Source organism: Massilia aurea, from assembly GCF_014200505.1.
Classification (GTDB): domain Bacteria; phylum Pseudomonadota; class Gammaproteobacteria; order Burkholderiales; family Burkholderiaceae_D; genus Telluria; species Telluria aurea_B.
This window is the reverse complement of record NZ_JACHBX010000001.1, coordinates 2,089,804-2,103,377: the sequence shown is the minus strand read 5'-3', so window position 1 is coordinate 2,103,377 and position 13,574 is coordinate 2,089,804. Positions and strand designations below refer to the sequence as shown.

The following is a 13,574-nucleotide window of genomic DNA, read 5'->3' as shown; positions in this document are numbered from 1 at the left end:
ATGTCTTATCTTCCACATAATGCCAGCTTATCCGTTGCATTTGAGGCATGACAATGCAATCGTGTGCAGAAATGCGTCATGTCAGATGGGTTTCGTTCCTGTATGACGACAGAAATGCCGCGGCACGCTCCACTTTTTCTTGATGATGAACTGTCGAGAATGCTGTTTTGTTTGCGCACCAGCTCCCTAGAATGATCCCGTAGTACTTGTGTTCACCCATCACGCGGGATACTTTATGCCTTCCAGTCAACGACTTCGCGGTGTCTTTTCGCCCGTGCTCACGCCTTTCGATGCCGACCAGACGCCTTCCGTCGCACGCTTCATCCGCCATTGCCAGTGGCTCATCAGGCAGCAAGTCGGCCTGTCGATCTTTGGCACCAATTCGGAAGCGACCTCGCTGGCGCTGACGGAAAAACACCGGCTGCTCGACGCCTTGCTCGATGCCGGCTTGCCCGCCGCGCAGATGATGCCCGGGACTGGTGCGTGCGCTGCAGCTGACGCCATCGAACTGACCCGGCATGCCGTCGACGCTGGCTGCGGGGGCGTCCTGATGCTGCCGCCGTTCTATTACAAGGGTGTCAGCGACGAAGGCCTGTTTCGCAGCTTCGCCGCAGTGATCGACGCCGTCGCCGATCCGCGCCTGAAGATCTACCTGTATCACATTCCACCAGTCACGCAAATCCCGATCAGCCTGGCATTGATCGAGCGGCTGCTCAAGGCCTATCCCGGCACGATTGCCGGCGTCAAGGACAGCTCCGGCGACTGGACCAATACCGATGCGATGCTCAGGCACTTCCAGCCCGAGGGCTTTGACGTGTTCGCCGGCAGCGAAACCCTGTTGCTGGCCACGCTGCGCGGCGGGGGCGCCGGCTGTATCACGGCCACCGGCAATGTCAATCCGGCGCCCATGGTGGCGCTGTACGACAGCTGGCAGCGCGCCGGCGCCGATGCCGACCTCGACGCTCAGCAACAGTCGCTGGACCAGACCCGCGCCGTGTTCCAGCAATTTCCACTGATCGCAGCGATGAAGGCGGCGCTGGCATGGAAGACCGGGGACGAAGCGTGGCGCACGGTGCGCCCGCCCTTGATCGAATTGACGCCCGACCAATCACGCAAGCTCGAACGCGAACTGGACGAGCTCGGCTTCACGATGCCGCATGTGGAGGACATGCTGTAGCGCCGTTCGCTGTTTTTCAGTGTGATCCACGCATGCCAGAACGAAGTAATTCATAACAATATATTGGAGACAAGTTCCATGGCTATCAAACAAAGCGGTATCCCCAGGCGCAGGGTCGTCAGCGTCATCAGCGTCGTGCTGTGCGCCGGCATGGTCCCGGCATGGGCGCTGGCGGACACGTATCCGTCCAAGCCCGTCAAGGTCATCGTCGGCTTTTCTCCCGGCGGCGCGGTCGACAATGTCGCGCGGCTGCTCTCGCAAAGCATGGGCAGAAGCATGGGTGGCTCGTTCTATGTAGAAAACCGGCCCGGCGCCACCGGCATCATCGCGGCCGAGCAGGCGGCCAAGGCGCCGGCCGACGGCTACAGCATCCTGGTGGCGACGCAGTCGACGATGGTGGTCGCACCAAGCATCTACCCGAAGATGAAAGTCGACCCGGTGGCCGACTTCACGCCGATTTCGCTGCTGGCCTCGGTGCCGATGGTCATGGTGGTCAACCCTGGCGTGCCGGCCAGGAATGTGCAGGAACTGCTGGCCTACGCACGAGCGCAAAAAGAGGGGTTGTCGTACGGCTCGTCCGGTCTGGGTGGCCCCCAGCACGTGGCGGCCGAACTGTTTGCGTCGATGGGAAAGGTCAATATGGTGCATGTGCCCTACAAGGGCGAAGCCAATGCCATCGCCGATGTGCTGGGCAACCAGATCCCGGTCATGTTGGCAACCTGCCATCGCTGCTGCCGCATATCAAGAGCGGCAAGCTGCGGGCGATTGCAGTGAGCAGCCTGCAGCGCAGCAGCGCAGCGCCCGACATTCCGACGGTTGCCGAATCCGGGTTGCCTGGCTTCGAGGCCCTGACGTGGTTCGGGATGTTCGTGCCGGCCGGTACCCCGCAACCCATCGTTGACCGGCTCAACGCAGAGGTAAAAAAGAGCCTGGCCTCGGCTGACGTGCGTGCAAAGCTCGAGCAGCAGGGGTTGACGGCCGGCGGTGGCACGTCGGCCGAACTGAAGGCGTATATGCGGCTGGAGGTGCCGAAGTGGGCTGGCCTGCTGCGCAACGCGAACATCAGGGCCGAGTAGGCCGGCGCATCATGCTCGCTCAAGCTGGGGCGACGGATCGCGCGCCGCGCATTCATCGAGCAGTTCCTCCAGCAAGCGGCTGAATGGCGAGCGGGCGCGCCATAACAGGCCCAGCGTGCGCTGCGGCGCCGCACCATCCAGCGGAACGATCGAGACGCCGGGCGGCAGCGGCCAGGCGCGCGGCCAGTCCGGCACCAGGGATACCCCCAGCCCCCGTTCGACCAGCAGTGCGATCGCATCGAGCGCGTCGAGTTCGAAGCGTTCGCGCGGGAAAATCTGCTGCGCCTGCAGGTAGCGGTCGGCAAGCTGGCCGCCCCAGTTGTTGCGGTCGTAGCGGATCAGCGGTTGCGTTGCCAGCAGCTCGAGGGCCGGGATATGCGCGAGCGCCGTCGGCGCCAGCACGACCAGCGGCTCGGAGCGCAGCGTGCGCCAGACGAGCGATTTGGGAATGGCAAATTGCGGCTCGATCAGCAATGCGGCATCGAGTGCCTCGCTCAGGACATTGTGGTACAGCAGGCGCGATACATCGGCCTCGATGAAGACATCGACCTTCGGATGCAGTTTGGCGAGTGTCGACAGGATGGCGGGCAACATGCCGGTCAGCGCCGTCGAAATCGTGCCCAACCGTAGTTCGCCGGCGAACGCATCCTCGGACGCCGCCGCCTTGAGTTCACGTACTTCGCGCTGGAAGCGGCGCGCGCGGGCCAGCACGCGGGCGCCGCCTTCGGTCAGCTGGACCGTGCGGCCGCTGCGCTCGATCAGCTTCACATGCAGCTCGTCTTCGAGCACGCGCACGCGCTGCGCGAGCGCGGTTGGCGTCACGTTCAGGCGCCGCGCGGCTTCGGCCATTGATCCGCATTCGGCGATCGTCACGAAACTGTCCAGGAAGCGCGTTTCCATAATCAACTTTCTCTTCATTCACACCTAGCGAAGATGAAATTGTCCTTGCTTCTCGCGGCGGGCACAATAGTGTTTCGACGTTCTTCCAATGCCCATGACCACAGCCATTACCGCCGGCAGCGCTCCCACGGCCGCTGCCCCCCGGCAAGCCGCCATAGCGTTGCCGGCCCGCCTGTGCAGGCTCCGGTGTCTGGATGACTTCGAAGGTGCAGCACGTCGTCATTTGCCGCGGCCGGTATTCGGCTATATCGCGATGGCGGCCGAGACCCGCCGCAGTTTCGACGACAACCGCAGCGCGTTCGACGATTACCGTTTCGTGCCCCGTGTGCTCAACGATGTCTCGGTACGCAGTACGGCAACAACGCTGTTCGGGCGCGACTATGCTGCGCCGTTCGGCATCGCGCCCCTTGGCCTGAGCGCGCTGTCGGCTTATCGGGGCGACCTGGTGCTGGCGCGGGCGGCGGCGCATGCGGCGATTCCGATGATCATGAGCGGCTCGTCGCTGATCCCACTGGAAACCGTGGCCAGCGCGCAGCCGGACGCCTGGTTCCAGGCCTATCTGCCTGGCGATGTGCCCGACATCACCGCGCTGATCGAACGCATTGGCAACGCGGGGTTTCGCCATCTGGTGATCACGGTGGACACGCCGGTCGCCCCCAACCCGGACAATTTTGCCCGCGCCGGGTTCTCGTCGCCGCTACGGCCCAGCCTTGGCCTGGCCTGGCCTGGCAGGGCATCTCGCATCCACGCTGGCTGTTCGGGACCTTCTTGCGCACGCTGGTCCGGCATGGCATGCCCCATTTCGAGAACAATTTTGCGCAGCGGGGCGCGCCGATCCTGTCGCCTTCGGTCACCCGGGGCTTTACCGGCCGCGCGCACCTGAACTGGGAACATGTGCGCCTGATCCGCGCGCAATGGCCCGGCGTTCTCATCATCAAGGGGATCCTGCATCAGGACGACGCCCGGACCGCATGCGCGCTGGGCGCTGACGGCATCATCGTGTCGAACCATGGCGGCCGGCAGCTCGACGGCGCGATCGCGCCGCTGCGCGCAATGCCAGGTATCGTCGCGGCCTGTCCCGATATTCCTGTCATGCTCGACAGCGGCATCCGGCGCGGCGCGGATGTGCTCAAGGCACTGGCGCTGGGCGCCAGGTTCGTGTTTGTCGGGCGGCCGTTTGCCTATGCCGCCGCCGTGGGCGGCCAGGCAGGGGCAGAGCACGCGGCCGGCTTACTGCAACAGGAAATTTCGCGCAATATGGCGATGCTGGGCGTGACGCGCATCGCTGCGCTCGATGCGCGCGCGCACCTCGTCGCGCAGCGCTGACCATCTGGTCACACCACCGTTGAACATCGTACCGCCACCACAAGGAGCTGTCATGCAGTCGATTCCCCTGTTTCATCTTGCCTTCCCCGTACGCGATCTGGCCGAGACCCGGCGCTTCTACGGCGAGCTGCTCGGATGCCCGGAAGGCCGTAGTTCCGACGCGTGGATCGATTTCAATTTTTATGGCCACCAGCTCGTGGCCCATCTGGCGCCCGATGAACTCGGGGCTGCAGCAACCAACGCGGTCGATGGCGACGATGTGCCAGTGCGACATTTCGGCGCGATCCTGCCCATGGGGCAATGGGAAGCGCTCGCTGCCACGCTGCGCCAGGCCGGTACGCGGTTCGTGATCGAGCCGCACGTACGCTTCAAGGGCCAGGTGGGAGAGCAGGCAACGATGTTCTTCCTCGATCCGTCCGGCAATGCCCTCGAGTTCAAGGCCTTCGGCGACATCAGCCAGGTGTTTGCCAGGTAACCGATCGTGTTCCGGGCGCAGTTGGCCTTCTGGTAGACTCAGGTACAGGTTGCGAGGCAAGCACATCGGTCGATCCGTCGACCGCGTGGCGGCCAGATCGCGATATGTCACTTTTGAGGGAATTCGATCCGGGAGGTCAATGTGGGTGGTTTGGACAAGCTATTCTTCGCGCTGCTGCTGCTGGCAGCAGGCCATGGCCAGGCGGCGCAGTTGAACACCCAGTCGGATGCGCCCGCGACCACGTCGGCGTCCGTTTGCCCTGCCCAGGACATTTCATTTTTCATTCAGCGATTTTCCAGTGACGAAGCGGTGCAACGGATCTACACCACGGTCCAGTCGGCTGAATTTCCCGTCATGCCCCTGGTGCAGGAACGCAAGGACAACGCACTTGTCATGCAACTGGAAGACGTGACGGCGTCGACGGCGCGGGTCAATCTGGCCAAGCCCGACACTGATTACCTGGTGTCGTATTATTTCAAAATGGACGATTGCTGGAGACTGGTTCGTATCGAGAACCAGTCTCTCTGACGCAGCGAACAAGCGACTGCGCCAGATGGCTGCTTACGCCGCCCTGCCGCCTGAGCGGCGACGACGCGCGGTAAAGCCCATCAGCGCCAGGCCAGCACCCATCAGCATGCCCGTTGCCGGCTCAGGGATGTTGGTGCCCGGGCCCCCAGGCACGTTATCTCCCGTCACATCCAGGGTGATCGTGCCGAAGTTCCAGATGCCGTCCGGCGATACTGCCGCATCATTGAAATCCTCGAAGAATTCCAGTCGCAGGAGGCCATCGGCACCGACCGTAAGGTCCAGGCCGAGTTGGATCAGGTCAAATGAATTGACATAGCTGCCGGTGCCAGAATTCTCGTCTTGAAAACCCGGGGTGAAATAGAAGTATTCCGATTGCGCAGAATTGCTGAAATACACGCCGATCTCGGACAAATAGCTTGGCGTGTATGCCGTGATATTGACGTCGTAAGCGATACCGATAACCCGCGAGCCTGCCCCCACGTTGAGGGTAAAGATCGTATTTCCGGCAGCTCCCGGCGCACCGAAACTTTGCACCCCGGCCACATTGACCACAAACGGTACGGCAAAGGCAGAGGAGCAAACCAGCAACGACAGGCCGACCAGCAGGTTTTTTAGCGAACGCAGGGACATGGTGTTCTCCGGTTAGTGTGAGCCTTGTAACTAGCAGTAACCATGCCATGCCTTCAACTGGTTTCAACCATCTGATTCCAATAGAAATTTTAACTGGTGCTTGTTGCTGTATTTACGGATGTAAGCTTCTTCGACATGGTCATTCGGGATTCCGCTGGCTGGCGAAATCCCGTCAAGACCGCTCAAGCCTTATTTGAACGAATAATTCGCACTGGCATAAAAACGGCGCCCACGCGGATCCGTATAGCTTGGGTCGTAACCGGACAAAAAGTAATACGCCTGGTTGGAATAGGGCGGACTCGTGTCGAACAGATTCTGGATACCCACGCGCAGTTTCAGGTTCGTATTGACTGCATACGCGCCCGACAAATCCCAAAGCGAATAGCGCTTGACCCGGTTGGCCGCCACCACGCTGCCATTGTCGATATTGATTGCCGTGTTCTGGTCTTCGTAGCCGCTCGAGAACGTATTTTGCAAGCTGGCCGAGAGGGGCCCGCGATCCCAGTCGACACTGACCGTGTGGCGCCAGCGCTGGACCACGCCGTCGGTCACGAAGCGGTTCAGATTGCTCACGAACGCATCGCCAGGCGCATTCTGGATTTTGGACGTCAGCACATAGGTGCCGTTCAGGCGCCCGCCAAAGCGGCCGATGGCGGTATCGACGCCGCGTACCGTCAGCGCCAGGTCGAGGCCGCGCGCCAGTTGCGCGCCGCGGTTGTCCTTGCGCAGTTCGATGTAGTCGATCAGCCCATCCTCGTCGCGATATACCAGGTCGCCGTACTTGGCCAGGTTGCCGAGGATGATGTCGTCGCCGATTTCGCTGATGAGGTTCGTACGCTTGATGTTCCAGTAGTCGAGCGACGCGCTGACATGCTTGCCGGCGGCAAACACGGCCCCCAGCGAGAACTGGCGGCTGCGCTCGGGTTTCAGCGCGTCGTTGCTGTAGCGGCGCGTGTCCCAATTGTCGGCGCAGTCCGAATAATTGTTCTCGACCGTGGCGCAATACACCGGATCGGGCAGGGTGGCCGTGCTGCTGTAGACGGTCGGACGGTACAGCTCAGTCATCGACGGCGCGCGGAAGCCCCGGCCGGCCGAGCCGCGCAGCAGCAGCGCGTCGCTTGGCCGGTAGGTCAGGCCGATCTTCGGACTGGTCGCGCCGCCCACATTTTCGTAGAGGTCGTAGCGTGCCGACAGCTGCGCTTCCCACTGTTTGGCGAACGGCACCAGCACTTCGCCGTACACCGCAGCCACATCGCGGCTGTCGCTGGTGGCGCGGCCGCCTTCGGGCGCCGCGTCATTGTTGATGTTGTCGCTCAGGAGCAGGGCCGATGGCGTAAACTGGTTCTTTTCGCGCCGTGCTTCACCGCCGATGGCCACCGCCAGGTCGCCGCCGGCCATCGGCATCAGGGCGCGTGACAACTTGACGTCGACGGCGTCGAGCGTGCCGCGCGCGCGGCGCACGACATCGTCGACCTGGATGCTGTCGATCAGCGCCCGGCCTTCCGGGCTCGATGGGCCGAACGGGTTGATGCGGCCATCGGCAATCCCTTCGAGCAGCTCGTTGTAGAGCAGGTAGCCATGGGTGTCGCGGTCCTTGACGGTGTTGACGCTGTGGTTGTACGCGGTGTCGTAATCCCAGCCGCCCACGGTGCCCGTCACGCCAACGACAAAACGCACGCCTTCGCTGGTGAGGGTGCTGGTGCGCTGGCCCGCTTCGTTCAGGCGCATGCGCAATTCCAGTTCGCCCGGGATATCGTCGTCCAACCCGTCCAGGCCGGTGCCGGCCAGTTGCGGCACCCGTGAATAATCGACGTAGCCCGCCACGCGCGCCGACGAGCCGGTGTAGTCGGTCTTGGCGCGGCTGAGCGCCACTTCGGCATAGGCCTGGTGCGAGCCACCCAGCTTGATCACGGCGCGGCTGAGCACGCTGGCTTTTTCGGACTTCGGATACAGCTCGGTGTCGCCCATATAGTTATAGGTGCATGCATCGACGCCGCCCGTGCCATCCGGCAGGTACACATTGGCCGGCGGCGCGCAGCCCGGGACCGACAGGTTGATCAGGCGGTTCGTGATCGGCTTGCCATTGAGTGTGAAACCGATCTCCTGCAGATGGTCGCGCTGGGCCGAAGTCAGCCGGATATTGGCCGGACTCGTGTAGCTCGACAGCAGGTGACCGAGGCGCTGCTCGACCTGCAGGCCGGGGATGAAGCTGCGCTGCGACGTGTTCAGGGGATTGGTGCGCTGGAAGTCAGCCACGGCGAAGATGTTGTAGCCATCGCGCTCAAGTACGCCCTTGCCGGCGCTGAGGCTGGCGGTGCGCTTGCCGGCGCCGCCTTCGTCGGTCGTGCCGACGTACACGTTCGCTTCCAGTCCCTGGAAGTCCTTGCGGGTGATGAAGTTGATGACGCCGCCGATGGCGTCGGTGCCATACAGCGCCGATGCACCGTCGAGTAGCACTTCGACGCGCTCGAGCGCCGCTGCCGGGATATTGTTCAGGTCAACGCCGCTGTCGTCGCCGGGCGAGGCGAAGTTGGCCATGCGCCGGCCATTGAGCAGTACCAGCGTCGATGAAGTACCGATGCCGCGCAGGTTGGCGCTGTTGAAACCACGCTGGTCGCCGCCGACGTTGATGCTGGCGCCGTCGGTCAGGCCGTTGCTGTTGGCCGAGACCCGGCCCATCAATTCAGCAGCGGTGGTCACGCCCGTTTTCTCGATCTCGGCACGTGAAATCGTTTGCACCGGTAGCGCAGTTTCAGACTGCACGCGGCGGATCGCCGAGCCCGTGACTTCGACGCGCGGCAACTCCGCTGCCGACACCGCCGGCAACGTCTGCGCAGCCAAGGGCAGGCTCGCCAGGGCGATGGTCGTTCCGGCGCATGCCAGGAGCACGCCACGCACGGCGCGGGCGCCTGCTTTCAAATTCGTATTCATCAATTCTCCGTTGTCACATAAAGCGCATTGATTGATATTAAACGTGCGCAGGGTTGAAGGGATGCAACAAGTGGAGAGGGATGAATGGATGTTGTAAATATGGTACGCGGGTGCGTAAAAAAACCGCCGCGCCTTTCGACGGGCGGTTTATGGCGGCATCAGCCAGCGTTTAATTCGCGAACAATACCTGGGCAATAATACCGGTGGCAATCGCCGCCAACACATAATCGTTACCGGTCTGGACCCAGTGATATCCACGGGGTGGCGCGCTCAGGTGGCGACCGCGCCAGTCATTGACCACATAGCGATCGTGGCGATATTCCTTGTGCAGCTTGCCGCCGCGGCGCATATCGTGGCGTGGACCGCCACCGCGGGAATCGTCGCGCCGATAATACTGGGCGCTGTCGTTGCGGTGCTGGTTATCGTTGGCGCGCGGGCCATCGTGGCGGTCGTTGCGGTCGTTTCGGTTGTCGTCGCGGCGATCATCGTCACGGCGGTCGTTGTGCTGCTGTTGCGAATAGCCGTTGCGGTCGTGATCGCGATCGTTTCCGTGATCACCGCGTTGTGCAAAAGCGCTGCCACTCGCGGTAAAGGTCAATGCAATCAGTGCTGCGATGAACTTGGTTTTCATTATTGTTTCTCCTGGTGGCCGATCCGTTGAATCGATGAGTTCATTAGACTACGGGCGCCCCCTAACATGTTAAGAATTCCAGTAAGCAATGCTACAAAGTGTATCTGTGCCGGCCGCCGCCATAATGTGTGAGAAATAGCGTGCAGGCGCTGGCTATACTCGGTCCGATCAATGCATTTCGCCGGGGAGGCGCTGTGATGGAAAAACGTCGGCAACAATGGCTGGTCGGCACGCTCGTCGTAGCCGGCATTGGCGTGGCGGGGCTCATGTAGAACAGTTCGACACGTGACACGGTCGTCGCCGTGACGGGCGCACCGCCGCCGGCTGCGCCTCGTGCCGCCGTGCCCGTGCACGTGCCGGCACAGGCGGTATCGGCAGCAGTGTCAGCGTCGGTGCTGGCTGCTGCCGTTCGCCCGAACCTGAGTGCGCATGTGGCCGATCTGCTGGCATCGCACGATCCGAACGATGCCTACGCGGCCTACATGTTCGTCTCCAGCTGCGCGTCGTTCAACCGGCGGCAGGATCTCGAGATGCACGACAACAAGCTGGGCGCGAAACGCGCGCTGAACGCCGAGGAGCGCCGGAACATGACGCGCATGTGTGGCGCGATGACGGAGCGCGAGCGGCTGGCGCGACTCGATTACCTCGCCACGGCCGTCAAGGCCGGCGTGCCGGGCGCGGCGTGGATGCATGCCGCCGAAGGTCCGTTTGGCGATCCGAGTGCGCTGACAACGCGGCCCGACGACCCGTTGGTGCGCGAGTGGAAGGCGACGGCGGCCAGCCAGCTCGACGCGGCGGCCGAGGCGGGGGACTCGACCGTACTGATGCTGTGGGGGATGCAGAAGCTGACTGGCTCGGATCTGACGGACAAGCGTCCCGTGCAGGGGTATGGCTATCTGGTTGCGGTTGGGTTGATCGAGGCAGAGGTCGCGCAGCCTGGCGACCGGTCGCCGCAGATGTTTGCCGAGCGCAGCGGGCTGCTGACCGCGCTGGGGGGCCAGCTGACACAAGCACAGCGCGCGGCGGCCCTGGTCGAAGCGCGCCGCATCGCTGCGGCTGCAAAAGCACGGCGCGAACGCAGCGATGACAAGTCGGGCGTCATGCGGGCGTCGATGCCGGGCGGCGGATTGTCGGCTATGCCGGTGGGGCGTCGGGGCTGACCGTCGCGTTCAATATCGGGCTCAGCGTCGGGCTCAACAACGACGACACGTACAACAGCAGCTTGTCTTCGCTCGCGCCGAGGTCCAGGCCCGTGAGCTCGCCGATGCGGCGCAGCCGGTAGTCGAGCGTGTTGCGGTGGATGCCCAGCGCCTTCGCGGTGGCGGCCGAATTTTCGTTCTGCTCGAACCATGCGGACAGCGTCGCGCGCAGCATGGCGCGGCTCTTGTCGTGCGCGAGCCGCGCGATCGGCATGCGCAACTGGTGGGCCTGCCAGCCGCTGTCCAGGCCCGACAGCAGTACCGGCAAGTCCATCTCGTAATAGCTGAAAACCTGCTGCTGCGGATGGCGTGCGCGCCCGAGCCGGCTGGCGGTGCGCGCGCTGCCATACGAGATCGCAGCGCCGTCGATGCCGGGCAGCGCAATCCCCATCGACAGTGTGAACGGCAGCGTGCATTCTTCGCGCAACAGCTGGGCCAAGGCATCGAGTCGGCGCTGCGGCGGTGTCTCGAGTCCTTTGCGGGACGGCTCCCAGGCCTCGAGCAGCACCAGTTCGGCAGGGCCCACGGTGGCGGTGAGGGCGTCATCGCGGCGCGCCAGGAGCCGCATCTGCAGCAGCTGCACGGCGCTCGGGGCGTGGTCCACCGCCGCCGGCACGCCCTGCAGTTCGACCAGAAACACGAGCTGCATGCGCTCGATGTCGATCCCGAGCCGCTGCGCCCAGCCTTCGAGTTCGGCGCGCGCGCCCGGCTCGTAGCGGATCAGGTTAAGCACGAACGCTTCGCGGTAGCGTGAGTGGCTTTGCAGCGTCTGGGTCAGGGCGGCCTGCTCGAGGATCATCTCGGCACTGAGGCGTACCAGCTCGCCGAACTGGCGCACGTCGTCGGGCGCGCCGGACAGGCCCACCGCGCCGCAGATCTCGCCGCCGACGCACAGCGGCAGGTTGATGCCCGGCTGGGCGCCATGCAGCTTGTGCGCGGCCGCCCCATCGATTTCGGTGGTGAGCTTCTTGGCCAGCGCCAGCAGGGCGCCGGCATGCAGCTCGCCGACCCGCGCCGCGTTGCCACTGGCGAGAATCACGCCATGGGCGTCCATCACGTTGACGTTGAACGGGATGATGCGCATGGTGCGGGCGACGATTTCCTGGGCGAGGCCGGTGTCGAGGATGTGCATGGCGGTGTCTGGTTGAAAGAGGGCGTTTGTGATTATGCACAATTATGCCGGTAGGCTGCGCGGTCCGGGCGGGTCGGGTTGGCATGCTGATTGGGTATGCGAACACTGGTTTGGCTATCAACTTGTGCACATGCCTGAAAAAAGGCGAGAATCAAGGGGCTTGAATTGTGCGTGTCGCCGACGCTTGGCAGCCCTTGTTTGGTTGATAATCTCGATGATTACATGACCATATATTCGGAGACAGCATGAGTACCATTGCCAGCACCCCCGGCGCGAGCTTGCTCGAAGGCGCCTACCGCAAGGCCACATGGCGCCTGATCCCCTTCATCTTCGTCTGCTACTTCTTCAATTACCTGGATCGCGTCAACGTCGGCTTCGCCAAGCTCGAGATGCTCGATGCGCTGCAACTGAGCGAAACCGTGTATGGCCTGGGCGCTGGCATTTTCTTCATTGGCTACGTGACCTTCGGCGTACCGAGTAACCTCATCCTGCACAAGCTGGGCGCGCGGCGCTGGATCGCGGTGATGATGATGACCTGGGGCGCGCTGTCGGCCTGCATGCTGTTCGTGAGCACGCCGGTCGAATTCTATGTGCTGCGCTTCTTTACCGGTGTGGCCGAAGCGGGCTTCTTCCCCGGCATGGTCCTGTACTTCACCAAGTGGTTCCCTGCGCACAAGCGCGGCCAGGTAATGGCGCTGTTCATGTCGGCCATTCCTGTCTCGGGCCTGATCGGTGGCCCGTTGTCGGGCTGGATGCTGAGTCACTTCTCGGCCGGCCAGGGCGGCATGGATGGCTGGCAGTGGCTGTTCCTGCTGCAGGGCATTCCGACCGTGCTGCTGGGTGTCGCGGTGCTGTTCTACCTGAACGATAGCCTGGCGCAGGCGCCGTGGCTGACTGCCGAAGAAAAAACGGCGATGCAGACGGCGCTCGACGAGGACGAAGCGCAGCGCTCGAGCGGCACGCATGCGGTGCATTCGTTCGGCGCCGTGCTGCGCGACTGGCATGTGTGGATGCTCGGCTTCATCTACTTCAGCATCCAGATGGGCGTGTATGCGATCAACTTCTGGCTGCCGTCGATCATCAAGTCGCTGGGCTTCGAGAGCGCCACGACGGTCGGCTGGCTCAGCGCGATTCCCTACCTGTTCGCCGGTGTCTTCATGGTGCTGGTGGGCCGCTCGGCCGACCGCCGGCGCGAGCGCCGCTGGCACCTCTCGGCGCCGTTGCTGATGGCGCTGGCCGGCCTGCTGCTGGCCGCGAATTTCTCGGATAACGTGGTGCTGGTGATGATCGGCCTGAGCCTGGCGACGATGGGCGCGCTGACCGGCTTGCCGATGTTCTGGCCATTGCCAGCAGCGTTCCTGGGTAGCGCGGCCGCCGCTGCGGGCCTGGCGCTGATCAATTCGATGGGGCAGATCGCCGGCTTCCTCAGCCCGTTCCTGGTCGGCTGGATCAAGGACGCCACCGGCAGCACCGACATGGCTCTGTACATCCTGTCGACCGTGCTGTTCATCGGCGCGATGCTGGTGCTCGTGGTGCCTGCGCGCCTCGTCAACCGTTGATCGGAGCGTA

The 13,574-nt window shown here is 63.3% G+C and carries 10 protein-coding genes and 2 pseudogenes; 7 read left to right on the top strand and 5 right to left on the bottom strand.

The genetic code is table 11. The features are described 5' to 3' along the window. The first annotated feature begins 235 nt into the window (after window positions 1-235). Both HD842_RS09205 and HD842_RS24050 read left to right on the top strand, forming a co-directional pair. Complete coding sequence (locus HD842_RS09205; protein ID WP_183553345.1) at window positions 236-1,177, top strand: dihydrodipicolinate synthase family protein; 942 nt, start codon at window positions 236-238, stop codon at window positions 1,175-1,177. A 78-nt stretch (window positions 1,178-1,255) separates the two neighbouring features. After that, window positions 1,256-2,253 (top strand): annotated as a pseudogene (locus HD842_RS24050) (Bug family tripartite tricarboxylate transporter substrate binding protein). Window positions 2,254-2,262: 9 nt separating this feature from the next. Here the strand turns inward: HD842_RS24050 and HD842_RS09195 are convergent. Continuing rightward, window positions 2,263-3,153 carry a LysR family transcriptional regulator gene (locus HD842_RS09195; protein WP_183553343.1) on the bottom strand — a complete coding sequence of 297 codons (891 nt, stop codon included), beginning with the start codon at window positions 3,151-3,153 and terminating at the stop codon, window positions 2,263-2,265. An 88-nt stretch (window positions 3,154-3,241) separates the two neighbouring features. On the opposite strand from HD842_RS09195, the pseudogene HD842_RS09190 reads away from it, so the two are divergent. From HD842_RS09190 to HD842_RS09180, 3 genes and pseudogenes are all read left to right on the top strand, one after another. After that, window positions 3,242-4,479: pseudogene (locus HD842_RS09190) on the top strand (alpha-hydroxy acid oxidase). A 52-nt stretch (window positions 4,480-4,531) separates the two neighbouring features. Further along, window positions 4,532-4,954, top strand: a complete 423-nt coding sequence (locus HD842_RS09185; RefSeq protein ID WP_183553341.1) for a VOC family protein — start codon at window positions 4,532-4,534, stop codon at window positions 4,952-4,954. 141 nt (window positions 4,955-5,095) lie between these two features. Then, window positions 5,096-5,482: a hypothetical protein gene (locus HD842_RS09180; RefSeq protein WP_183553339.1), complete on the top strand. Its 387-nt coding sequence runs from the start codon at window positions 5,096-5,098 to the stop codon at window positions 5,480-5,482. 33 nt (window positions 5,483-5,515) lie between these two features. Here the strand turns inward: HD842_RS09180 and HD842_RS09175 are convergent, their stop codons facing one another. From HD842_RS09175 to HD842_RS09165, 3 genes are all read right to left on the bottom strand, one after another. After that, a complete protein-coding gene (locus HD842_RS09175; protein WP_183553337.1) occupies window positions 5,516-6,112 on the bottom strand; it encodes a PEP-CTERM sorting domain-containing protein in 597 nt (198 codons plus the stop codon). 189 nt (window positions 6,113-6,301) lie between these two features. Then, a complete protein-coding gene (locus HD842_RS09170; RefSeq protein ID WP_183553335.1) occupies window positions 6,302-9,043 on the bottom strand; it encodes a TonB-dependent receptor in 2,742 nt (913 codons plus the stop codon). Window positions 9,044-9,212: 169 nt separating this feature from the next. Then, window positions 9,213-9,674 (bottom strand): RcnB family protein, encoded by a 462-nt coding sequence (locus HD842_RS09165; protein ID WP_183553333.1) that lies wholly within the window; start codon window positions 9,672-9,674, stop codon window positions 9,213-9,215. Between the two features lie 431 nt (window positions 9,675-10,105). On the opposite strand from HD842_RS09165, the gene HD842_RS09160 reads away from it, so the two are divergent. Continuing rightward, the gene (locus HD842_RS09160; protein WP_183553331.1) at window positions 10,106-10,834 is read left to right on the top strand and encodes a hypothetical protein; all 729 of its coding nucleotides are present in this window, start codon (window positions 10,106-10,108) and stop codon (window positions 10,832-10,834) included. Here HD842_RS09160 and HD842_RS09155 read toward each other — a convergent pair. Beyond that, entirely contained in the window at window positions 10,809-12,005 is a 1,197-nt protein-coding gene (locus HD842_RS09155; protein WP_183553329.1) for a sugar diacid recognition domain-containing protein, read from the bottom strand. The genes HD842_RS09160 and HD842_RS09155 overlap by 26 nt on opposite strands. A 245-nt stretch (window positions 12,006-12,250) precedes the next feature. Between HD842_RS09155 and HD842_RS09150 the strand changes: the two genes are divergently transcribed. Continuing rightward, window positions 12,251-13,564 (top strand): MFS transporter, encoded by a 1,314-nt coding sequence (locus HD842_RS09150; protein WP_183553327.1) that lies wholly within the window; start codon window positions 12,251-12,253, stop codon window positions 13,562-13,564. Window positions 13,565-13,574 lie beyond the last annotated feature (10 nt).

Excerpts from the sequence above, each read along its gene's own strand:
- HD842_RS09205 (WP_183553345.1), top strand. The coding sequence starts at position 236 with ATGCCTTCCAGTCAACGACTTCGCGGTGTCTTTTCGCCCGTGCTCACG.
- HD842_RS09195 (WP_183553343.1), bottom strand. The coding sequence starts at position 3,153 with ATGGAAACGCGCTTCCTGGACAGTTTCGTGACGATCGCCGAATGCGGA.
- HD842_RS09185 (WP_183553341.1), top strand. The coding sequence starts at position 4,532 with ATGCAGTCGATTCCCCTGTTTCATCTTGCCTTCCCCGTACGCGATCTG.
- HD842_RS09175 (WP_183553337.1), bottom strand. The coding sequence starts at position 6,112 with ATGTCCCTGCGTTCGCTAAAAAACCTGCTGGTCGGCCTGTCGTTGCTG.
- HD842_RS09170 (WP_183553335.1), bottom strand. The coding sequence starts at position 9,043 with ATGAATACGAATTTGAAAGCAGGCGCCCGCGCCGTGCGTGGCGTGCTC.
- HD842_RS09165 (WP_183553333.1), bottom strand. The coding sequence starts at position 9,674 with ATGAAAACCAAGTTCATCGCAGCACTGATTGCATTGACCTTTACCGCG.
- HD842_RS09155 (WP_183553329.1), bottom strand. The coding sequence starts at position 12,005 with ATGCACATCCTCGACACCGGCCTCGCCCAGGAAATCGTCGCCCGCACC.
- HD842_RS09150 (WP_183553327.1), top strand. The coding sequence starts at position 12,251 with ATGAGTACCATTGCCAGCACCCCCGGCGCGAGCTTGCTCGAAGGCGCC.